This window comes from Kitasatospora sp. NPDC058406 (assembly GCF_042722765.1).
Classification (GTDB): domain Bacteria; phylum Actinomycetota; class Actinomycetes; order Streptomycetales; family Streptomycetaceae; genus Kitasatospora.
Map to the genome: position 1 here is coordinate 1 of NZ_JBHXKE010000160.1, position 21,934 is coordinate 21,934.

At 71.6% G+C, this 21,934-nt stretch carries 17 protein-coding genes, 1 pseudogene and 1 CRISPR repeat array; of the genes and pseudogenes, 8 read left to right on the plus strand and 10 right to left on the minus strand.

Annotation, left to right across the window (positions count from 1 at the left end):
* Nucleotides 1–237: 237 nt before the first annotated feature.
* Nucleotides 238–648 (minus strand): VOC family protein, encoded by a 411-nt coding sequence (locus ACFWOG_RS27125; protein WP_380361294.1) that lies wholly within the window; start codon nt 646–648, stop codon nt 238–240.
* 209 nt (nt 649–857) lie between these two features.
* Between ACFWOG_RS27125 and ACFWOG_RS27130 the strand changes: the two genes are divergently transcribed.
* Nucleotides 858–1,919 (plus strand): LLM class flavin-dependent oxidoreductase, encoded by a 1,062-nt coding sequence (locus ACFWOG_RS27130; RefSeq protein ID WP_329879785.1) that lies wholly within the window; start codon nt 858–860, stop codon nt 1,917–1,919.
* A 3-nt stretch (nt 1,920–1,922) separates the two neighbouring features.
* On the opposite strand, the gene ACFWOG_RS27135 is transcribed toward ACFWOG_RS27130, so the two are convergent.
* The 5 genes from ACFWOG_RS27135 to ACFWOG_RS27155 form a co-directional block, all read right to left on the minus strand.
* The gene (locus tag ACFWOG_RS27135; RefSeq protein ID WP_380361295.1) at nt 1,923–2,378 is read right to left on the minus strand and encodes a MarR family winged helix-turn-helix transcriptional regulator; all 456 of its coding nucleotides are present in this window, start codon (nt 2,376–2,378) and stop codon (nt 1,923–1,925) included.
* A 134-nt stretch (nt 2,379–2,512) separates the two neighbouring features.
* Nucleotides 2,513–4,198, minus strand: coding sequence for an ABC transporter family substrate-binding protein (locus tag ACFWOG_RS27140; RefSeq protein WP_329879787.1), 1,686 nt, complete (start codon nt 4,196–4,198; stop codon nt 2,513–2,515).
* A 47-nt stretch (nt 4,199–4,245) separates the two neighbouring features.
* Nucleotides 4,246–6,351, minus strand: coding sequence for a dipeptide ABC transporter ATP-binding protein (locus tag ACFWOG_RS27145; RefSeq protein ID WP_380361296.1), 2,106 nt, complete (start codon nt 6,349–6,351; stop codon nt 4,246–4,248).
* The gene (locus tag ACFWOG_RS27150; RefSeq protein WP_380361297.1) at nt 6,348–7,331 is read right to left on the minus strand and encodes an ABC transporter permease; all 984 of its coding nucleotides are present in this window, start codon (nt 7,329–7,331) and stop codon (nt 6,348–6,350) included. The genes ACFWOG_RS27145 and ACFWOG_RS27150 overlap by 4 nt, the downstream gene beginning before the upstream one ends.
* A gap of 13 nt (nt 7,332–7,344) precedes the next feature.
* Nucleotides 7,345–8,328 (minus strand): ABC transporter permease, encoded by a 984-nt coding sequence (locus ACFWOG_RS27155; RefSeq protein ID WP_380361298.1) that lies wholly within the window; start codon nt 8,326–8,328, stop codon nt 7,345–7,347.
* Between the two features lie 585 nt (nt 8,329–8,913).
* A CRISPR array of direct repeats spans nt 8,914–9,369; the repeat unit is 29 nt; unit sequence GGGATCACCCCCGCAGGCGCGGGGAGCAG.
* Nucleotides 9,370–10,463: 1,094 nt separating this feature from the next.
* On the opposite strand from ACFWOG_RS27155, the gene ACFWOG_RS27160 reads away from it, so the two are divergent.
* The 6 genes and pseudogenes from ACFWOG_RS27160 (at nt 10,464) to ACFWOG_RS27185 (ending at nt 15,547) form a co-directional block, all read left to right on the plus strand.
* A complete protein-coding gene (locus ACFWOG_RS27160; RefSeq protein WP_380361299.1) occupies nt 10,464–10,853 on the plus strand; it encodes a hypothetical protein in 390 nt (129 codons plus the stop codon).
* Nucleotides 10,854–11,327: 474 nt separating this feature from the next.
* Complete coding sequence (locus ACFWOG_RS27165) at nt 11,328–11,978, plus strand: hypothetical protein (RefSeq protein ID WP_380361300.1); 651 nt, start codon at nt 11,328–11,330, stop codon at nt 11,976–11,978.
* A gap of 1 nt (nt 11,979) precedes the next feature.
* Nucleotides 11,980–12,644, plus strand: a pseudogene (locus ACFWOG_RS27170) (transposase); the annotation flags it as partial.
* Between the two features lie 187 nt (nt 12,645–12,831).
* Nucleotides 12,832–13,311 (plus strand): hypothetical protein, encoded by a 480-nt coding sequence (locus ACFWOG_RS27175; protein WP_380361301.1) that lies wholly within the window; start codon nt 12,832–12,834, stop codon nt 13,309–13,311.
* A gap of 1,289 nt (nt 13,312–14,600) precedes the next feature.
* Entirely contained in the window at nt 14,601–14,990 is a 390-nt protein-coding gene (locus tag ACFWOG_RS27180; protein ID WP_380361302.1) for a type II toxin-antitoxin system RelE/ParE family toxin, read from the plus strand.
* Nucleotides 14,987–15,547 (plus strand): hypothetical protein, encoded by a 561-nt coding sequence (locus ACFWOG_RS27185; RefSeq protein WP_380361303.1) that lies wholly within the window; start codon nt 14,987–14,989, stop codon nt 15,545–15,547. The genes ACFWOG_RS27180 and ACFWOG_RS27185 overlap by 4 nt, the downstream gene beginning before the upstream one ends.
* 111 nt (nt 15,548–15,658) lie before the next feature.
* Here the strand turns inward: ACFWOG_RS27185 and ACFWOG_RS27190 are convergent, their stop codons facing one another.
* The 4 genes from ACFWOG_RS27190 to ACFWOG_RS27205 all read right to left on the minus strand — a co-directional run bounded on the left by ACFWOG_RS27190 (nt 15,659) and on the right by ACFWOG_RS27205 (nt 19,789).
* Nucleotides 15,659–16,177 (minus strand): dihydrofolate reductase, encoded by a 519-nt coding sequence (locus ACFWOG_RS27190; protein ID WP_380361304.1) that lies wholly within the window; start codon nt 16,175–16,177, stop codon nt 15,659–15,661.
* Nucleotides 16,174–16,971: a thymidylate synthase gene (locus ACFWOG_RS27195; protein WP_380361305.1), complete on the minus strand. Its 798-nt coding sequence runs from the start codon at nt 16,969–16,971 to the stop codon at nt 16,174–16,176. Before ACFWOG_RS27195 ends, ACFWOG_RS27190 begins: the two co-directional genes overlap by 4 nt.
* A gap of 597 nt (nt 16,972–17,568) precedes the next feature.
* The gene (locus ACFWOG_RS27200) at nt 17,569–18,684 is read right to left on the minus strand and encodes a hypothetical protein (RefSeq protein WP_380361306.1); all 1,116 of its coding nucleotides are present in this window, start codon (nt 18,682–18,684) and stop codon (nt 17,569–17,571) included.
* Between the two features lie 145 nt (nt 18,685–18,829).
* A complete protein-coding gene (locus tag ACFWOG_RS27205) occupies nt 18,830–19,789 on the minus strand; it encodes an AsnC family transcriptional regulator (RefSeq protein ID WP_380361307.1) in 960 nt (319 codons plus the stop codon).
* A 229-nt stretch (nt 19,790–20,018) separates the two neighbouring features.
* On the opposite strand from ACFWOG_RS27205, the gene ACFWOG_RS27210 reads away from it, so the two are divergent.
* Nucleotides 20,019–20,966: an isopenicillin N synthase family dioxygenase gene (locus ACFWOG_RS27210; protein ID WP_380361308.1), complete on the plus strand. Its 948-nt coding sequence runs from the start codon at nt 20,019–20,021 to the stop codon at nt 20,964–20,966.
* Nucleotides 20,967–21,934 lie beyond the last annotated feature (968 nt).

The following is a 21,934-nucleotide window of genomic DNA, read 5'->3' on the forward strand; positions in this document are numbered from 1 at the left end:
GTGGGCACCCGGACGCTCGACGGTGTGGACCGGTCCGCCGGACCCGGCCGGCCACCGGTCGGGCGACTGCCCGACAGCGGCGGGGCGGAGTCCGGGCTCACGACCGGTTCACCGAGGTCCCGGACGCGGTCCTGGTGGGCGACCGACACGGCACCCGCGTCCGCCCCGGTGCGCCGCCGCGTTCCGCACGGGTGGTCGCGATGTCGGCCCGCACGGCCGCACCGGTGCCCGCACGGGTCAGCGCAGCTCCTGGATGCGGACCAGGTTGCCCGCGGGGTCGCGGATCGCGCAGTCGCGGATGCCGTACGGCTGCTCGGTCGGCTCCTGGACGACCTCGGTATCACCGGCCTGCACCTTCTCGAACGTGGCGTTGAGGTCCGGGGTGGCCAGCAGGATCCAGCCGTAGGTGCCCTTGGCCATCATCTCGGTGATCGTGCGGCGCTCGTCCTCGGTGATGCCGGGATCGGCGGCGGGCGGCGCCAGAAGGATCGACGTGCCCGGCTGGCCGGGCGGGCCGACCGTGATCCAGCGCATCCTGCCCTGCCCGACATCGCTGCGGACCTCGAAGCCGAGGACGTCGCGGTAGAAGGCGAGCGACGCGTCCGGGTCGTTGTGCGGAAGGGAGGTCGTGTGAATGGTGATGTCCATGGTGAGCAGGCTAGAGGTGGCTCCGTGGAACGCGCTTCTCCATTCCTGATCGATCCGGACAGTCGGGACGGTGCCGCCGGCGAGTCGGCGGGTCACGATGCTGATCATCGCGATCGGCACGGTGGTCGGTGTCGGCCTCGTTCGGCTGCCGTCTTGACGGGGGGAGACCGCCTCCTCCAGAGTTCACATGTGAACCCAAGGGGAGGGGTGTGCTCGTGAAATTCCTGGCCAGTACGTTGGTTCCCAAGAAGAGCAGGGGACTGGGAAGCCCGCCGCTCAGCCGGACGGAGCGGTTCACGGAGCTGATCGATCTCGCACTGTGGGCCGAGCGGGTGGGGTACGACGCGTTCGGGGTCGGCGAGCGGCACAATCCGGACCTGCTGTCGGCGTCACCTGCGGTGATCCTCTCGAACATCGCCGCCCGGACGACCCGGATCCGCCTGGTCACCGCGGTCGCGGTGCTGTCGCTCACCGACCCCGTCCGCTCCGCCGAGGACTACGCCACGCTCGACCACCTCAGCGGAGGACGGCTCGACCTGGTCATCGGCAAGGGCGGCGACCCGGTCGCGCCGAGCGTCTTCGGCATCGACCCGGCCGACCTGTGGGACCGGCTGGAGGAGGGGTACGAGCTGCTCCGGCGGCTGTGGCGGGAGGAGAAGGTCACCTGGGAGGGCCGCTACCGTCCGAAGCTGACCGAGGCCTCCCTCGAACCCCGGCCGCTCCAGCAGCCGGCGCCCCGGGTCTGGCACGGTTCGGCCACCAACAAGCGTTCCACCGAGCTGGCGGCGCGCTGGGGGGACCCGCTGTACTCGGCCAACGGCACGGACCGCGTCGACCACTACCTCGACCTGGTCGCCCACTACCGCGAGCGGCTCGCCTTCCACGGCCACGATCCCGACACCGCGCTGGTCGGCGTGGGCGTGCATTCCCCCATCATCACCGACCGCTCGCAGGACGCCCTGGCGATCGCGCGGCCGATGTTCGAGGCCTCGGTGGCCGAGCACTACCGCGATCGCGCCCGCTTCCCGTTCGAGTCCCTGGAGGACTTCATCGAGAACGGATCCGCGCTCGTCGGTACCGCCGAGCAGATCACCGAGAAGCTCCTCGGCCTGCACCGGAAGTTCGGCAACCAGGTGTTCGGCGTCGGAGTGGAAGGGTTCTTCTCGACCTACACGACGGACCTGGCGGTCACCCGCGGCTACCTCGAACGGTTCTTCGCCGAGGTCGCCCCCGTCCTGCGGGCCGAGATCCCCACCACCGTCTGGGAGTGATCCTCAGTCCGACGCGTCCCGGCGCACATGGGCGCGGATCTTCCCGGAGATCGCGATGAGCCGCTCCACCTCGTCCGCGGTGAGAGCGCCGATCAGCTCCTCCCGGATGTGCCGGGCGCGGTACGCCTGCGCCCGGCGGAACACCGACAGGCCCTGCGGGGTGAGGGACACCGCCGTGGCGCGGGCGTCACCGGGCACCGGCTCCCGCTCCACCAGGCCGCGCTGCTCCATGCGTCCGACGTGCTGGTGGAGCCGGCTCTTGCCGAACATCAGCGTCCTCGCCAGTTCGAACGCGCGCAGGGTGTGGCCCTCGGTGTTGCCCAGCGCGTCCAGAACCTGCCAGTCCGGCTCGGACAGCCCGGTGTCCTGCTGGAGCCTGCGGGTCAGCACCTGCCACAGTTCGACGTCCATGTGGAAGAAGGCGTCCCACAGTGCACGTTCGCGCTCTCGCTGCCGCATGGCTCCACACTGTACCGAGCCACCGCGCTGATCCGTCCTCGTCGGCCTGCCGGCGTGCGGCCGGGGCGGGCCGCCGACGAGCACGGCGGCCCGATCGGCGGCTCCGCCTCGCCCCTCGCGGGGCGCCGGTGGTGCTACTTCTGCCAGCCGATGGTCTCGGGCAGCGGGCTGTTGAAGATGGCGGCACCGACGTTGGCGAGGCCCTTGCGGAGGCCGTAGGTGGAGGGTCCGCTGTAGAGCGGCAGGAGAGCGTGCTGCTGGAGGGCCTTCTGCTCGATCTTGTTGACGGCCGCGATCTGCTGGCCGATGTCGGCGATCTCTCCGGTGGCGCGGATCTCCTTGTCCAGCTCGGGGGTGCCGGCTCCGGTGATGTTGGAGTCACGGTCCGAGCAGTAGAAGTCGCACAGGTACCGTGCGCCGAAGGGGTCCGTCGAGCGGTTGCCGGAGATGAACAGGTCGAAGCGGCGGTCGCTGAGCACCTTGGAGAACTCGTTCACGGAGACCTTGTTGACGGTCAGTTTCACGCCGACGGTCTTGAGCATCGCGGTGAACGCTCCGGCGACGGCCTTCTCGATGGGGTCGTCTCCGAGCAGGGTGTAGCCGAGTGCGAGCTCCTGGCCGTCCTTGGTGCGGACGCCGTCGGCCCCGGGCGCCCAGCCGGCCGCGTCCAGGGTCTTCCGGGCCTGCTCCGGGTCGTACTTCAGCACGGCGGTGAGGTTGTCCTGGTAGCCCTGCTGGAAGCTGTAGAGCACCGCCGAGCCGGGCAGCGGTTCGGTGTAGTCGAGGCCCTGGAACCGGATCTTCGCTATCTGCGCGCGGTCGATGCTCTCCTGCACCGCCTTGCGGACCTGGACGTCGCCGAGCAGCGGGGACTTGGTGTTGAGGTACAGCGCGTACTCGAAGGGGCTGCCGCCGCTGCGGACCTCGGCGTCCTTGGTGGTCCTCACCTGCTTGAGGTTCTCCGCGGTCCCGACGGGGGCGTAGTCGATCTCGCCGTTCTTGAAGGCGTTGATCGCGGCGGCGCTCTCCAGGTTGACGTAGACGCGCTTGTCGAGCTTGCCCTTCCGGCCCCACCAGGAGGGGTTGCGCACGAAGGTGATGTTGCCGGACTGGGCGTCCCAGGTGCCCACGGTGTACGGTCCGGTGCCCCACTCGGGGTGGGCCGTCTTGACGTACGCCTGGTTGAAGTTGGCGACGGTCGCGGCCTGGGGGTGCAGGAAGGTGGTGAACAGCGCGGACCAGGAGGCGTTGACGCCCTTGAAGGCGATGACCGCCTGCTTGTCGTCCGCGCCCCGGGTGACGGACGTGATGAGGTCGTAGCCGTCGGTGGAGGAGGCCGCGTAGTCCTTGTCCGTCCCGTTGTTGGACTTCCAGGTGGCCTCGATGGCCCGCCAGTCGATCGGGGTGCCGTCGTTGAACACGGCCTTGGGGTTGAGGGTGATGACGACCTTCTGGTCGCCGCCCTCGACCGAGACCTTCACGTCGCTGTAGTAGTCCGGGTTGTACTGGACCTCGCCGGTGGGCGAGTAGGTGATGGCGTCGGCGTTGTACCAGGACCAGATCCGCAGCGTGTTCAGGGTGCCGTTGACGTTGAAGGGGTTGCCCTGCTCGTCGAAGGTGCCCGCGGTGGTGTAGGTGCCGCCGTCCTTGATGTTCTCGTACGGCTGGGGGTTGTAGTCGGTGACCGAGGACGCGACCTTGGCCGTGTCCTTGGCGGTCTCCTTGGCGTCCGGCCCGGAGGAGGACGAGGAGGAGCACGCGGTGGCGGCGACCGCGACGGCCGCGACGAGCGCGAGGGGCAGGGTGAGCTTCCTACGCATGGGGTGTCCTTGTGGGATCGGTGTGAAGGGGTGGGGCGGCGCGGGTGTCAGACCGCGTGGCAGGCGTACTGGTGGTCGAAGCCGTCCGGGGTCCCGGCGGTGGCCGGCCGTTCGGTGCGGCAGCGCGTCTGTACGCTCTGGTCGGAAACTCGGTAGAGCGGGCAGCGGTCGACGAACACGCAGCCCTCCGGCAGCCTGGCGGCGCTGGGCTGCTCGCCCGCGAGGACGATGCGCTCGCGGTGGCGTTCGCGCTCCGGGTCGGGCAGCGGGATCGCCGACAGCAGGGCCTTCGTGTACGGGTGCCGGGGCCGGGCGAAGATCTCCTCGGTGGCGCCGGACTCGACGATGTGTCCGAGGTACATCACGGCGATGCGGTCGGAGAAGTAGCGCACCACGGCCAGGTCGTGCGCCACCACGAGGTAGGCCAGGCCCAGTTCGCGCTTCAGTCGGGCGAGCAGATTGATGATCTCGGCCTGCACGGAGACGTCCAGGGCGGACAGCGGCTCGTCCAGGACCAGCAGCCTCGGCTCGCGGGCCAGGGCGCGGGCGATGCCGACCCGCTGGCGCTGGCCGCCGGACAGGGCGGCGGGGAAGCGGTCGCCCAGGGCGCGGTCCAGGCTCACCAGGTCCAGGAGCCGGGAGACCCGGGCCCGGACGGCCGACCGGTCGGCGCCGGCGGCCCGGAGCGGTTCGGCCAGCAGGTCGAAGACGGTCAGCCGGGGGTCCAGGGCGTCCGTCGGATCCTGGAGGACGATCTGGATGTCGCGCCGCAGCTCGCGCACCTGGGCGGCCGACCGCAGCGTGGCGACGTCGGTGCCGGCCACCTCGATGCGGCCGCCCTCGGGGGCGCGCAGTCGCAGGACCTCGCGCAGCGTGGTGGTCTTGCCGCTGCCGGACTCCCCGACCAGACCCAGGGTTTCGCCGGCGCGCAGTTCGAAGCTGACGTGGTTGACCGCGTGCAGGGTCCCCACCCGGCGCCTGAGGACGGCTCCCTTGGTGACGGGGAACGTCTTGACCAGGTCCTCGACGCGCAGGACCACTTCGCCGGCGGTCCGCTCCCCGGCGCGGGCCGCAGGCACGGGCACGGCGCCCGCGGCCGGGTCGAGGCTTCCGTCGGCGATCTCCTGCGCGCGGTGGCAGGCGACCCGTCCGGGCTGCCCGGCCGGTGCGGTCAGGTCCGGTGCGGTCAGGTCCGGTTCGGTGGTGCGGCACACGTCCTGGGCCACCGCGCAGCGGGGCGCGAAGGGGCATCCGGCGGGCAGGGCGGCCAGCGAGGGCGGCTCGCCGCCGACCGGGATCAGGGGCCGGTGGACGCCGCTGTCCACGGTGGGGACGCTGGCCAGCAGACGGGCGGTGTAGGGCATCGTGGGCCGGCGGAAGAGCTCGTCGACGCCCGCGTGCTCGACGATCCGTCCGGCGTACATGACGGCGACGTCGTCGGCGTGGCCGGCCACCACGCCCAGGTCATGGGTGATCAGGACGAGAGCTGCGCCGGTCTCGCGCTGGGCCAGGCGCAGCACGTCGAGGATCTGGGCCTGGACGGTGACGTCGAGCGCCGTGGTGGGCTCGTCGGCGACGAGGACCGAGGGCTTGTTGGCGATGGCCAGGGCGATGACGACGCGTTGGCGCATGCCGCCGGAGAACTCGTGCGGGAACGACTTGGCGCGTTCGCGCGGGTCGGGGATGCCGACCAGGTCGAGCAGTTCCACCGCCTGCTCCCAGGCGTCCTTCGTGGACAGCTCCCGGTGCACGCGCAGGGCCTGGGAGAGCAGCCGGCCGACGCTGAAGATGGGCGTGAGCGCGGACATCGGGTCCTGGAAGACCATGCCGATGTCCTTGCCGCGCACCCGGGAGATCTCCCGGTCGTCCATCGCCGCCAGGTCGCGGCCGCCCAGCAGGATCCGGCCGCTGAGGTGTGCGGTGGGCGGCAGCAGGCCCATGACGGCGAGGGCGGTGGCGGACTTGCCGGAGCCGGACTCGCCGACGATGCCGAGGGTACGCCCGGGCAGGAGGTCGAAGTCGATGCCGCGTACGGCCTCCACCGGTCCGGCCTCGGAGGGGAAGGAGACGCGCAGGTCGCGAACGGACAGGACGGGTACGGGCTCGGCGGGCCCGGCCGCGGGCCCGGTGGGGCGGGCGGGTGCGAGGGTCATCGTCGGCCTCCTGCCGCGCCGGTGGATGTGGGGTCGAGGGCGTCGCGCAGGCCGTCGCCGACGAAGGTCATCGAGACGGTGAGGAGCACGGTCAGCCCGGCGGGGAAGGCGAAGAGCCAGGGGGCGCTGGTGATGGTGCCCGCGCCGTCGGCGAGCATCGTGCCCAGTGACACGTCGGGGGTCTGCACGCCGAAGCCGAGGAAGGACAGGGCGGTCTCGCTGAGCACGGTGGAGACCACGCCCAGGGTGAGGTTGACGACGAGCAGGGAGCCCAGGTTGGGGATGATGTGGCGCACGACGATGCGCAGGGGGCGCACGCCCATGAACTCCGCGGCGAGCACGTAGTCGCGCTCGCGCAGGGACGTCGACACCGACCAGACCACGCGGGCGGTGGACATCCAGCCGAACACCGTCAGGACGAGGATGAGGACCCGCCAGTCGCCGGCCAGCCGGTGCGAGACCAGGGCGAGGATGAGGAAGGAGGGCACGATCAGCAGGAAGTGGATGAGGGCGAGGGTGGCCTTCTCCACCCGGCCGCCGAAGTAGGCGGCGCCCGCGCCCACGACCGCGGAGATGGCGACGGTCAGCAGGGACACGCTCACCGCGATCGTCAGCGAGCGCTGGAGGCCGTGCACGGCGGCGGCGTAGATGTCGTTGCCGCCCTGATTGGTGCCGAACCAGTGCTCGGCACCGGGGGCCTGGGTCAGGGCCGAGAAGTCGGCGTCCGCGTAGCCGTGCGGGGTGAACAGGTCGCCGAACGCGCTGAACAGCACGAGCAGCAGGAAGATCACGACGCCGGCGACGGCGATCCGGTTGCGCAGGAAGCGGCGGAGGTAGAGGCGGTGCCGTCCCAGGTAGCGCCCGTCGTGCTCGGTGGGCGGCGGGTCGGCGGTCGGCCCGGGGGCAGCCCCGGTGGCGGGGGCCGTGGTGGCGGCGGTGGCGGTGGCGAGGACGCTTTCGGAGGTCGCGTCGGGACTCATAGGGGTGCCCATCTCAGCTGACCCGCACCCTCGGGTCGAGGAGAACGGTGGTGATGTCAGCGAGGATCGCGCCGACCGCGGTCAGGGCGGCGGCGAAGGCGGCGGTGGCCACGGTGCCGTGCACGTCGTTCTTGTTGATGGTCTGGATGAAGTACTGGCCCATGCCGTTCCAGCCGAAGATCGTCTCTGTGAGGACCGCGCCGGTGAAGGCGGCGGGGATGCTGAAGGCCACGGACTGGGCGGTGGGGATCAGGGCCGTGCGCAGGGCGTGTCGGCGGATCGCCTGGGCGCGGGTGAGCCCGGTGGCCCGGGCGGTGCGCACGAAGTCGGATCCGATGACGTCCAGCAGGAGGGAGCGCTGGGTGAGGTGGTAGCCCACGTACCCCGTCAGGGTGAGTGTCAGCGTCGGCAGGATCAGGTGCGCCAGCCGGTCACCGATCGTCGCCCAGAACCCTTCCACGTCGGGCGACTTCTCCCCTGCGACGTACAGGAAGTGCCAACCCGCCTGTTCGTTCAGCCGGATGGCGAGGAACACCAGAGCGAGGGCGGCGATCGACACCGGGACGTTGAAGAGCGCCATGGACAGGGCCTGGGCGGCCCGGTCCCGCCAGCCGTACTGGCGCGAGGCGGTGTGGACGGCGAGCGAGACACCGACGACGACGGACAGGACCGTCGCGCCGATCACCAGTTCGGCGCTGACCAGGGAGCGGTAGCCGATCTCCCCGTTCACCTGGACCCCGACCGGGGAGCGGCCCCAGTCGAAGCGCAGGACCACACCGGTCAGCCAGTCCCACCAGCGGTGGAACAGCGGCTCGTGCGGGTCGAGGTTGTAGGGGGCCAAGGCCCGGGAGATCTGCTCCTCGGTGCGGACCGGGCGCAGCTCCTTGAAGTTCGAGCGCGGGTCGAGGAACCAACTGGCCAGGAAGTACGTGGCGTTGGTGGCCACGGCGATGACCAGGAGCCAGCCCGCCGCCCTGCGTGTCACGTACCGGAGCACGGACGCCACCTCCCCACCGGATGCGGCGGGTGCGGCTGGGGAGTAGCGGGTCTGGGGGAGCTGGGCATGCGGGTGGAACTCTTCCGATCCAGGGAGTGGTTGCACGACCGTGCAGAGGCCAGTCTGTGTGCGAGCGACACGTGGCACCAGAGATCAGGGCATTTGGACACGAAGACGAAATACCCCCGCAGCAAATGGACGTGTCCGCGTCACAATTCGATCGATCCGCAGGTGGGACGGGTCGTAGCAGCGCAGGGCCCCGGGCCCTGTGGCCGCTGCGGCCGGTGCGGTAGAGACGGCGTCAGCTTCCGGTGCGGGGAGGGGCGTCGGCCTCGCCCTCGGCCGGCCCACGCTCGCCGCGGCGGCATCCCGCTCAGCACCGTGCCCGTCGTCCCCGCCGGTCCGGGGCAGGGCGATGTGGACACCGCCGGACGAGACCCTCGGGAACCGGACGACGGCGACCTGGCAAGCGGGCCTGTTCGCGGTCCTGGTGTCGGTCACTCGACCGGGGCGTCGTAGTGAATCGCGTCCTCGGGGCCCCAGGGACAACGGAGTGGCGGCTCACCGTCGCCAGCGCCCGGCCGTGGGATCACCCCTGCAGTCGCCCGGAGCAGAGGTCGAGGGAGTATCGGGTGCCAGCCTCGGCGGGATCACCCCCGCAGGCGCGGGGAGCAGCCGCCCCACGTGTTTCCGGTGCAGCGCCGGCAGGGATCACCCCCGCAGGCGCGGGGAGCAGTCGATCTTGCGCCGGTTTTGGCGTCGGGAAAGGGGATCACCCCCGCAGGCGCGGGGAGCAGCCTCACGCGGCCTGAAAAGCGGAAGGTCGCCGGGGATCACCCCCGCAGGCGCGGGGAGCAGAACTAGCTGTTCGAGTAAGAGTTCGCACGGGGGGGATCACCCCCGCAGGCGCGGGGAGCAGACCGCCGTCGCCCTGGCCGCCGCCGCCGTACTGGGATCACCCCCGCAGGCGCGGGGAGCAGAGCAGGGACACAGTGGCCGTGGAGCGCTGCCCGGGATCACCCCCGCAGGCGCGGGGAGCAGACTCTCTGACCAGTGACTCTACGGCCCGGGAAGCTGGTTCCGTGCATGATTCGTTGATTCGGTCATATCGGGTAGATGCTGTCGTACCGGATGGTCGTCTTTCCTGGGACTCGGCCTGCGGGTGGAGCGGTCCTGGACGTCCCGCCAACGGTAGCGCCATAGCGCTGGATACGGGCGCCAGGCAGCAGCCGACCCCCGCTCGACCGGGGAACTTCCCGCGGGCGTCGGTGTTGCCACCGAAGACCGGCCGACCCCCGCCCCGGCGGGAAGAACCAGGCACGCACGTGTCGCCGCGGCCGGGTGACCCTCTTGTAGAGGGAAAGCTGGGACGGCGTCCCGATCGACCTCACCCACCGCGGCCAGCCTCCGCCCGCGCGAAGACGACCCCATCGCCGCCAACCCGACAGGCAACCCGGTTGCCGCTCTCCGCACCCGCAGGGAGGACGACCTCGGGCTCACCCTGCTGGGCAACCACGTCGGCTCCGCCGAGCGCGCCCAGGAGCTTTCCGACGCGGTCGCCGGCCTGGTCGATGTGCGCGGCTGCCCGGCCTGCCCCACCGCCCATCTATGCACCCGCGACCTCAAGGCCACCGCCTGACGCTGCGCTCGGGGGGGCGCCGGGGTGGGACTGTCCTCAGACCGTCCCACCCCGTTTCGCCTGGTGGGAGCGCTTCGCGATGTGCTGGGGCAGGGTTGGGACGGGTGCACCGGCCCCGCCTGGTGACCCGGAGCTGCCAGGCTGGGAAATCATGACCGCCCGTCGCAGCCTCTCGCTGCCCGCCTTCTCCGAGCCCGCCACCGACGCTCCCGTGCCCGCCCAGTAGGGTGGCCGCCGGGTTTCTTCCGGTCGAGCAGGGCTCGGACCTTCGCCAGCCGCCCGGCGAGACCGAGCCGGCACCCGCGCTGGCCCGGCGCCCCTGGCCCCCGACGGACTCGCCTTCTGAGCAGCTCACCACCTACCCCACCGCCTGCTGTCTTCCCGCGCCCCCACCTGGACAGTGGCCGTAGCCGACTCGGCTCCCGCTTCGGATACCGTGTTCCTCTACGGGGTGCCATAACGGATGTGACGCCCCCCACCGGAGGTAAGTCAGCGTATGAGTTCAAAGCGCAGCAAGAATCCAGCCCTGCCCGTACTCGACGACGCATTCCGACTCGCGTCGGTCAAGGAGGCCGAGGAGTCCACCCGTGACTTGGCCGCGCGGCTGGCCACCACAGAGCTGCGCCGCGTTTCCCACCCGGGCCGGGTCACCTGGGAGCCCATCGATCAGGCCGAGCCCGTACCGGTCCCGCCGACTGTGGTCGACGGTGACGGGGACCTGTGGCTGCGGGACCGGGGTACCGGCACCTGGACCATGCCCGAGTTCAACCCGAAGGATTTCCCGGCCCGCTGTGGCGAGGTTCTGACGTGGAACGAGCTTGCCTGCGAGTACGGCCCGCTGACCGCGTTGGCCGACGACCGCCGCATCGGCGGCGGCCGGCGCTGACCGCGCAGCCCTCCGGGACGACCGCACCCCTGAAGCGCCCGTTGCGGGTAGCCGGGAGCTCCAGCTCACCGCCGAGCCCGACGATGGCGGCGAGCAGGTGAGCGTGGTGGTTGGCGTGCGACGGCCTTGAGCAGCGCGGTGCGAGCCTGGAACCACCCGACGTCCTCGAGCCACTGCGCGCCCGACTGCTGGCGCACGCCCGCCGCTCTGGAGACTTCGACAAGCAGAGCCGCGCAGAACGATGGTTGGCACGCTCGCGGGTCTGAGACCCGCCGGAGCGTTCAGCGGCTGGCGAAGGCGGAGCGTTCAGTAAGCAACAGGGAGGGATGTCGGCGTACATCTGTACCTGCCCAGGGCGGTACAGGCGGAGGTGCTCAGTCCCATACCGGTTCAGGGTCGGCGGAGGCGAGGTGCCCTGCGTAATCGGAAGGCGCCGCAGGCGGGCGGTGCGGGACACTTCGCCGGGTGATCGTGATGCAGCCTGTCCTTGAGATCTATGCTCCTGGCGGTTTCGACCTCTGGCCCGTCGCCGAGATCGAGCCGTTCGGCTTCCTGTCCCTGAGTGGTGAGCTCTCGGCCGCCGAGATCGGGACGGCGGTGATGCGCATCGCCAGCTGCAACGACATCGATCCCGATGGTGACCTCGGCGGCCCCCGCCGCCCGCCCCTGTCTGCCGACCCACTCGGTTCGTTCCTCCACGGACTGCTGACCTTCGAGACCCTCTTCGCGGCCGGCGGGCTGCGGGTCGCCGACGAGTCCGCCAGCATCACCTTCCTGCCGGGCTTCTGCGACGGGCTGGAGGACTGGCGCGACTGGCACCGGCTCGTCGATGGCGGCGACCTGCTCGGCTTTGGCCACGACCCCGTGTCACCGCTCGCAGAGCGCTTCGGCGACACCGTCCGGCTGACGGTCAACGCCGAGCAGAGAGACAGCCCGATGATCAAACTGTCCGTCACCGAACTCCGCCACCTGCTCGCCGGTGCCGAACGCGACATGGTCGACTTCCTCTCGCTGACCGCCGACTGGGCGCGCCGGAACCTGCCGCCCGGCTACCGCGATCCCGTCACCGCCGCCCTCGCCCGAGTTCTCGACCTTCCTGCTCCAGCTGTACCGCCGGAGCAGTAACGGCGTCCGCCCGGACGGCACGAAGAAGTTGATCGCCCTGGCCGAGGGCCTGCGGAGTTCACCGAGTCGTGGGCCGACCCGCTGCGTGACTGCCGCCGACGTGGCATGCGCGACCCCGAGCCGATGGTCGGCGACGGCGCCATGGGCCTTCGGCAGGCGCTCGCCGAGGCGTTCCCGGCCGCGCGGCCACAGAGGTGCTGGGTTCACAAGGCCCGGAATGTCTCGAACCGTCTGCCGAAAGTCGGCACAGCCCGGCGCGACGAAGGCCATGCAGGAGATCTGCAACGCGGAGTCCCGCACCCATGCCGAAAAGGCGATCGAGGTGTTCGAGAGGACCTATGGAGCCAAGTTCCCGAAGGCCGTCGCGAAGATCACCGAGGACCGGGACGGACTCCTCGCGTTCTACGACTTCCCCGCCGAGCACTGGATCCACCTGCGGACCACCAACCCCATCGAGTCGACGTTCTCCACAGTCAACCCCGAACCAAGGTCACCCGCGGTGTCGGCAGCCCCGTGGCCGCGCTGCTCGCGATGGTGTTCAAGCTGGTCGAGTCGGCTCAGGCCAGATCGCGCGCGATCACCGGCGCCGACCTGGTGTCCCTGGTCCGCACCGGTGCGCGGTTCGAGAACGGCGTCCTGGTCGAGCGCGAGGAGCAGGCCATGTGACCCTCCAGGACATCCTGCAGAACCCAGACGAGCACGTCTGCTTCGCGCCTCCCCCGAGGAGCTGCGACAGGTCGCTGAGGCGGACGAGGTCGACGAACGGTGGAAATGCCTGAGCGGCGCCACGAGTCGGCATGTCACCCTGAGGTCGCCCAAGGACGGTCCGCCGGACCATCGCAGGGAGTGAGCAATGAAGTATGTCGATCTCGATGCCCGAGTCGGCGAACTGACCGGGGTCCTCGACCCCGGCCCCTACCTTGAGTTTCTGCCTGCGCCGAGCACCAACCTGCCCCCGGGCGCCAGCGCGTTCGCCACCGACCCGAGCCACTACGACTTCGCCGGGCGGCGCTGCGTCAAGGACATGACGCTCCACCAGGTGATCTTCTTCCAGAAGGGTCAAGCCCTCGACCTCCGCCTCCGTCACAACTGTTGGAGGCACGAGGAGGACCTGGTCATTCGTCATGCGGGGGTGACAGCCGTCCAGATCGGCACCCCGAACGAGCCCTCGACCTGGGCCAACCTCGGCACGCTGATCCTGGACGAGATCCTTCCGCACGACCGGGGCTGCACTCACGAGATGGCCTTCAGGCCCGGGTCGGTCATCGTCACCTGCAACGACATCACCGCTACCTGGGTCGCAGCGCACTGCCCCGAAGCCCATGGAGGCTGAACAGGCTCACTGCCTCACCCGTCGGTCTTGACTATTGCTCGTTCTCCTGTCGCCCGGGCACCCGGCCGAAAGTGCCCGGGCCGCCCCGCCCGGGGCCGAGACGGCACCCGCAGACCGGCCTGACGGGGGAGCCGGTTCGGGTGCCCCGTTGGTGGGCCGATCCGGAGGCGCCTGCCAGGCCGTTGGCGCGGAGGGGGTGGGAGGGTGCAGGGTGTCACCATGTCCGAACGCCGCGATCGCCGCCGTCTGCACGCCCGCGCCCGAGCTCTCGGGGTGCCCATCGGGCAGGCCGACCGCCGGGCTTCCCTTCGCCGGCCCGGGCCGCGGGTTGTGGAGCCCGCGTGGCCGCGCACCGCGCTTCCGGACCGGGACGAGACTCCTGCAGTCGTCCGGGCGATGCCTCCGGTACTGGTGGCGTGCTGTACGGTCACGCGCGACCGGCAGGTCACGGACGGCGGGACCGTGATGGTGCTGACACGCCACACGGCCGACTGCCCGGTCTGGTCCGCCCGCTGACCACGGGCCCGGACGGACCCAACCGCGGGAGCGGTGTTCTGCCGGGTGCTCTGGTCAGGCTCCTGCGTCTGCCGACAGAAGCGGCGGTGCTCGCGGTCCTACTGGTCGCTACCCACCAACGCGCTCGCAGGGAGGACGGGGTGTTTCGGGCCGCCTGTGCCGCGGCCTCCGACCGACCCCTGCAGGCGCGGGGAGCAGCGGCCCGGCCGTATCGGGTGGATGCCGTTGTACCGGATAGTCGTCTTTCCTGAGGTTCGGCCTGGGGGTCGGGCGGTTCCGGTCGTCTGACGATTCACGTCGCCTGCCCGGCGGGATTCGTCAGACGCGCCCATGGGACCGTCCGGACCCCTCCGCGGGTTGCGGTGGGCGCGGGCAGGGTTGCGGGCGGTCGCTGGGGCACCCGGGTCTGACCGTGCGGCCGTTACCCACCGGTCGGCACTGACGCATGGTCAAGTCGCGGGCCACGCTGAGCCGGTGGGCCCATATGTGCTATACGAAATTGCGCCAGAGGTGTAGCCGCCCCCCTCCAGGGAGCGGGCGCCCGTCGAGGCGTCCCTCTCCGGCGGGTTCCTGGCGGGCTCCCGTGGTGCGTGGAGTGTTTCGGGGTGTCGGCGGGGGCGGCCCGCCCGGGAGTGTCGCGCGGGTCGCGCTCGCCCCGGACCGGATCTGTCTGATCGGGAGAGATTCCGACGTTCCGTCATGCGTGAGATCCGCGCCCCGGTAGGCTGGCGCCAGGCAATGGGTCGTATGTCGGGAAGGCGAAGTAAGACTTGTTGCCGAATGAGCCGTATACATACCGTCTGGTCCTGGAGCCCGAGGTCAGGGAGTGGCTGCACGGGCTGCGGCGCACCGACCGGGTGTCGCTCGACCAGGTCGCCGCCGCGATCACCGCCCTGCGCCGCGTGGGCCCCGCTCTCGGCCGGCCCCTGGTGGACCGGATCCGGCACTCGGGGATTCCCAACCTCAAGGAGCTGCGGCCCGGGTCGTCGGGCGGCACCGAGGTCAGGCTCCTGTTCGTCCTGGACCCGGGGCGCCGTATCGTGGTCCTGGTCGCCGGTGACAAGCGGGGCCGCTGGCAGTCCTGGTACCGCACGGCGATCCCGCTGGCGGAGGAGCGCTACCGCCGGTACCTCCGGCGGACGGAGGAGCGGACGGACCGATGACGGAGCCCGGGAACTACGGCGACGACGCCGAGTTCCTCGCGGAGTTCCACCCGCGACCGGGCGACGCGGAGCGGGTCGTCCGGGCGGCGGAGCGCCTGGTCGCGGAGAACCGCGGTCGGATCCTCGCCGGACTGCGCCGCCTGACCGGCACCGGCGTCCCGGACCTCGCCCGCGCCATGGGCGTGGACGCGCAGGTGGTGGCGGCGTTGGAGACGGGCCGGGAGACGTCCGCGGGTGCGGTGCTCGCCTTCGTGAGGGCGCTGGGAGGGCACTTGGTTCTGGAGGTCGTACTCGCGGGCGGGCGCCGCGCGGGGTTCGACCTGCCCGCCACCGCCTCGCCGGCCACGGCGGAGGACTTCGGGGAGTGGACCGTCCGGCGCCGGGAAGCGGCCGCGGCGGCCGTTGCGCGGGCGGGCGCCGCGCTCCTCCTCCCGGAGGCGCCGGCCGCCGAGGTCCGCAGGTCGCTGGACCAGCCGGGCACGACGGAGTGCGGGGGAGCGGTCGTCGACGTGCTCCTGGTCGCCGTCGTCGACGGCTGGCGGGCCGAGATCGGCTGACAGGCGCGGGCGGGCACGGGCAGACGCCGGCAGGCATGAGCAGGCATGAACGGGCACGAGCAGGCACGGACGGCGAACCGCCGGGGCGCCGCGCGGCCGGCCGCCGGGCGGTCAGCCCGCGGTGCCGCGGCGCGCGTAGGTGCGGATGCGGTAGCGCAGGCCGGACGTCGAGGTCCGCGGGCCGAGGTCCTCGCTGACGGCCCACGCGGGACCGACGGCCGGGGCGTGGGTGTCGCCCTCGACCGACAGGTCGATCTCGGTCACCGAAAGGGTGTCGGCCCGGTCGATGGCCGAGCGGTAGAGCTGCCCGCCGCCGATCACCCAGGCCGAGGCGGCCGGGCCCGCCCCGGCCGCCTCGGCGGCCAGTCGCAGGGCCTCGTCGAGGGAGCCGGCGCGGTCGGCGCCGTCCGAGGCCCACTGCGGGTCGCGGGTGACCACGATGTTGCGCCGGCCGGGGAGCGGGCGGAACCGCGGCGGGAGCGACTCCCAGGTGCGGCGGCCCATCACCACGGGGTGCCCGAGAGTGGTCGCCTTGAAGTGTTCGAGGTCCTCGGGCAGGTGCCAAGGCATCGTGTTGTCCGCGCCGATCACGCCGTCCGGGGTCTGGGCCCAGATCAGTCCGATCCTCATACCGCGACCGGTGCCTTGATGGCCGGGTGGTGCCGGTAATCGACCACGTCCACGTCGGAGTAGGCGTAGTCGAAGAGCGACTCGGCCTGCCGAAGGCGCAGCGCGGGGAAGTCGAACGGCGTGCGGGTGAGCTGTTCGGTCACCTGCTCCACGTGGTTGTCGTAGATGTGGCAGTCACCGCCGGTCCAGATGAACTCCCCCGGCGCGAGGCCCGCCTGCTGGGCGACCATGTGGGTCAGCAGGGCGTAGCTCGCGATGTTGAACGGAACCCCGAGGAACAGGTCGGCACTGCGCTGGTAGAGCTGGCAGGAGAGCCTGCCGTCGGCCACGTAGAACTGGAACAGCGCGTGGCACGGGGCGAGCGCCATCGCGTCCAGCTCGCCGACGTTCCAGGCCGAGACGATCATCCGGCGGGAGTCCGGGTCGCTGCGCAGGGTGTCGAGGACCCGGCCGATCTGGTCGATGTGCCGACCGTCGGGGCTCGGCCAGCTGCGCCACTGCACGCCGTAGACGGGACCGAGATCACCGTCGCGGTCGGCCCACTCGTCCCAGATGGTCACGCCGTGCTCGCGCAGCCAGCCGACGTTGGAGTCGCCGCGCAGGAACCACAGGAGCTCGTACACCACGGACTTCAGGTGCACCTTCTTGGTGGTGACCAGCGGGAACCCCTGGGTGAGGTCGTAGCGCAGTTGGTGCCCGAAGACGCTCCGGGTACCGGTGCCCGTCCGGTCGCTCTTGGCCGTCCCGGCGGTGAGCACGTGCTTCAACAGGTCTTCGTACTGGGTATCCACCACGAGCGGCAAGTCTACGTGCCCGTCCGATGCCCCGATTGTCCCGGTCCGGTACCCCGCGCGCGGCCGCGCAGCTGGGTCTCCCGTGAGCGCCTTCGGCCGGGCGGGGCGGACCGGGCGGCTGCTCTTGCGTCCCCGCGGCAGGAAATCTTGCGGTAGACGCACCGCGAAGTCGGCGATCATTGGCGGGCGCGAGCCGAAGTATTTCCTGTCCAGGCAAGTCCGTCGCCGTCTGCGGCCCGCCGCCCGCCGCCCGGCCCGCGCCACGTCGTGCACCGCCGGAGGAGGCGCAGCAGGTCGCGGTCGGCGAGGGCGCCCGCGTCGTCGCGCAGCGCCGGCGGCGTCGAGGTTCCGTCGCTCCTGCGTCGGGTCCCCGCCGTCGCGCGTCCGGTCGGTGTCGGAGGCTCGCCGCGGACGGGCGCGGAAGGGAGGGGTTCCTCCGGGAACCGGTGCTGATCCTCTGCCCGGACGCGGAGCGGCTGTACGTCCGCTCCGCGAGTCGCTCACCGGCGTCGGGAACGGCAGCGGCCGGGTGGCGGCCGTTCCCGCCTACGTCGACAAGCCCTGACCGTCGGCAAGCCCTGACCGCCGGGCCGGGCCTCAGCCGGCCGTCCCCCGGGCGGAGGTGCCGGGGGTGAGGCCGTCCTGCGCCTGCCGGGCGCGTTCGGCGAACAGCTGGGTGAGGAGGGTGAGTCCGGGCGCGGTGAGGCCGGCGCCCGGCCCCTGGCCGCGCACGAGGAGCAGCGTGCTGCCGACCCGGACCAGCGCGACCGCCGTGCCGCTGCCCTGGATGCGGAGGGCGCTCTGGTCGCCGCTCCGGGGGACGGCCGCCGTCGGCTGCTCGCCGGGGGTGCTTTCGAGCATGGCGTCGAAGGCGCGGGCGGCGGTCTCGGGGGAGGTGAAGGCGGCCGCGGTGAACTCGACGGTCTGCGCCGAGGCCGAGGCGAACGTTACCGTGGCGTAGGCGAGTTGGAGGTCGCAGGTGTCCGGAGGCAGGCAGGGGAGCGGGCCGGCGGTGCCCACACCCGTCCCGCTCCCGGCACCCGTCCCGTTCCCGGGACCCGTCCCCGACTCCGGCGCTCGCTGCACCCGCCAGCCGATCGGCATCGCGCCCTCGCCGGGCAGCACCGCTCGGAGCAGCGACGGGTCCCGAAGCGGCTGCGCGGCGTGTGCCAGGCCGGGCCCACCGGGCTTCAGCAGCGGGCGCGAACTCAGGTGGATGCCGAGCGCCACCAGAGAGGTGATCAGGACCAGGGCGAGCGCCACCACGATGCCGGCGCTGCTCCGCCGCCCGGCGAGCAGCTGGGCACGGGCGGCGTCCGGGCCCATCCGCAGCTGAACGGTGGCGGGGCCCTCTGGCCGTGGGCCGGTCCGCAGTTGCACGGTGCGGGGGTTCTTCGCCGGTGGTGCGCCGGCCCTACCCGTCCGCAGCTGGACGGTCTGCGGGCCGGAGGGTGGCTCGGAGGGCTTCCCGAGTTCCGTGGTGGCCAGGTACTGCGCGAACGCCACGTCGGAGGCCAGCAGTCGGGCGACGGCCGCGGTCAGCAGCTTTCGTGCCTTCGGGTCCTGCGGGTCCGACGCGGCGGCGGCGAGCGCCTGCGATCCCTCCGGCATCATCCGCAGCCGGGCCCGCACCACGTCCGCCACCGCCTGATGCGCTCCGTCGCCGAGCAGCGCCGCCACCACGGCCGCTTCCGGCCCCAGACCGTCTTCCATGGCAACTTCCCCCGTCGCGCGAGTAGTTGCCTCCACCATCCCGGACCACTGCTCAATTCGTACCCACGCCGAAACGGAACGGAGACGCAACTGCAACCCCACCCGGACGAACCGGGCGGCGGCGCGGACGGCGCGGACGGCGCGCTCAAGTCGGCACGGGGGCGAGGCGCTTGACTTCCCACAAGGTCACGGCGGTCTCGATGTGCCGGAGCCCGGGGAGTGGGCTGATACGCCGGTCGATGTAGTCGTACAGGTCGGCCGGGTCGCGGAAGATGCCGCTGGCAACCAGGTTGGACGTGCCGGTGGTGGCCGCGGCGAAAGCGATCTGCGCATGGGTGGCAAGGGTTTCCCCCACGATGCGCAGGTGCGCCGGCGCGACGTTCAGCCAGATCCGGGTGGCCGTCCGGTAGCCGAGGAGCCGCGGGTCGAAGTCGACCGAGAGGTTCAGGGCGCCCGCGCCGCGGAGGCGGTCGAGGTGGCGTTGGATGCTGGAGGGGGAGCGGCGGGCGGCCGCGGCGAGTTCGGGCAGCGACGCGCGGCCGTCGCGGGCCAGCTCCCTGAACAGGATGTGATCGGTTGTGTCCAGGTCGAGCGGGGTGGCGCAGGGCGCAGGGGAGGGCACCGCGGCCGCGGTGCCCTGTGGCCCGAACCGGGTGGCGTGCCAGGTGCTCGTTGCCCCGAGGAAGACGCGCATCATGCAGTGCGCGCTGACGGAGAGCACCCGCGGGGTGCGTGGGAGCTTCTCCAGGAGGAGTGCGTTGAGTTCGTCAGCCGAACGGGCGTCGAGCGCGCAGTAGAGCTCGGTGCCGTCCGAGGCGATGGTGACCCAGCTGGTGTCGGAACGGCGGGCGAGGGCTCCGGCGACGGTTCCGGCGGCGTCCGGGGCGCAGTGCAGGCGCAACAGCCAGCGGCTCAGGCCCAGACGGGAGGAGACGGGCCGGCCGATGATGCGCAGGCCGAGGCCGCGTAGTCGCCGGTAGCGGCGGGCAACGGTGCGTTCGGACACCTCGCGGTCTCGCGCGATGCGGCTGAAGGGCGCGCGGCCGTCGAGTTGGAGAGCCCGGAGCAGGTGCTGGTCGAGCTCGTCGACGGTGTCGCGATCCACCGGTACACCTCGGTTCCTCGCCGGATGGTCCCGTTTTCAAGCGTACGGCTTGAGCCGTAGCGGGAGGGACCTGGATGGTGACCGGGTCGCCGTCCGTCCGGTGGGTGGCGGCCTTGGTCGGAGCGTGCGCCGAGGCCCCGGGCCGCACCGGGAACGCCCGCTCCCACCGACCGCCCCCGGCCCCACTGACACCCCTGCCCCGTCCATCGACCTCACGGAGGATCCACCCGTGGCCACTTCCCCGATTCCGCTCATCGACCTCAGCCGCTGGACGTCCGACCAGAGTGCGGACCGGGAGCGGCTCGCCGCCCGGGTCGACCGCTCCCTGCGGTCCAGCGGCTTCCTCCTGGTGACCGGGCACGGCATCGAACCGGAACTCCCGGGCCGCGTACGCGCCGCGGCGAACGACTTCTTCCACTTGCCCCAGCCCGTCAAGAGGCCCTACGACCAGAACCGGCGCGGCTGGATCGGCCGGGAACGGGTGACCACCGCCAGGTCCGAGGGCACCCTCACCCCGCCGGACCTGCTGGAGGTCTGGTCGTGCGCCGTCGACTCCTCCGCACGCCCCGGCGTCCCGCAGCAGACACCCGGCCACTGGCCCGACGAAGTCCCCACCCTGCACCCGCTCGTCACGGCATACACCGCCCGGATGCGCACCCTGGCCGACACGCTCCTCGCCGTCATGGCGACGGCGCTGCGCCGGCCGGCCGACTTCTTCACCCGTCACACCGCCCGCCCGCACTGGGACTTCACCATCAACTGGTACCCGGCGGCCCACGAAACCGGCACCGCCGCACCCGGCCAGTTCCGCGTCGGACCGCACACCGACTTCGGTCTCGTCACCCTTCTGAACCGGCAGCCCGGCAAGGGCGGCCTCCAGGTCCACGACGAGGAGGCGGGCTGGCAGGATGCCCCCTACGAGCCGGGCGCCTACACCGTCAACATCGGTGACCTCATGGCCCGCTGGAGCGGAGACCGCTGGCGCTCCGGCCGCCACCGCGTCCTGCCCCCGCCCCCCGAGGCGCCGCAGGAGGAACTCACCTCGCTGGTGTACTTCCACGCCTGCGCGCCCGACACCGGGATCACCTCACTGCCGGCACCACTCGGCCGCAGGCCCTACAGTCCGGTACGCGCCGGAGACTACCTCCAGGACAAGATGCGCGCGATTCTCGACTGACGGCGTCCCTCCCTCCGCCTGATCCCCGAACCGCCGCTGCGATCCGCCTCCCCGCCGCACGGACGGGTCACCGCCTCGGGCGCCCGCCCGTCGGTGCACCGGTCCCACGCCGCCCATACGGCTTCGGCGAGGGCCGCCGGCAGGGACTCCCCCGTGCGCGGGGTGTGAGGGGCGTTCCCGGGGACGGGCACCGCCGGCGGTGTCCCTTCCGTCATCGGGCGTCTTCCCTCCCGCTTCCTGGAACCCCTGCGGCGCCGGGGCAGGGCGTCTGTCCGTCCCTGTTCGGACCGGAGACTACCTTCCCCTCGGACACGGAAAAATCTGCTCTGGCGGGAGTAGACATTGATGTCGGCTGTGGTTAGTGTTTCTCTCGTAGCAAGCAGTCGAGAGGTACCCGCCAGACACGAACTGGCGGGAAGTGTGACGGAAGTTCGCAGGTCGGCACGGTTGCGGGGCCCTGAAGCCAAGGAAGTGCAGTGCGGCGACAGGACCGGTGGCCGGGCCCGGTGGCCCGCAGTGATCAGGGGCCACCACCGGGCGGTACCGCCGCCGACAGACGCAGTACCCCAGCAAAGGCGCCGGACTGCGGGCGCGCGTGCCGGGGAGGTCCGGACAGCGGGGTTCCACGCCGAGCTCGTGAGCAGGACGGGCGATGGAGCCGGCAGCCGGACCGGGTGGCAGTCAAGGGCTGCCGAAGCAGTGCGCCGTACCAGCAGTACCCGTGTGAAACCGCAGTTCGCAGGAATGTCAGTGACGCAGAGGAAGGACGGAGGGCGCAAGCGCCATCAGGATCGCCCGGCCCGTGAGGCAGCAGTTCAGTCCGGGCGGACACCGCAGACCCCTCAGCTACGAAGGACGGTGGTTTCCGGTCACGCATTCGCGATCCCCGCACGCCCCATCCCCCGGGGCAGTGCGGAAACAGAGGACCGGCCCAGGCCGGTAGATGGTGTTGTTCCCCTTCGGGGCCC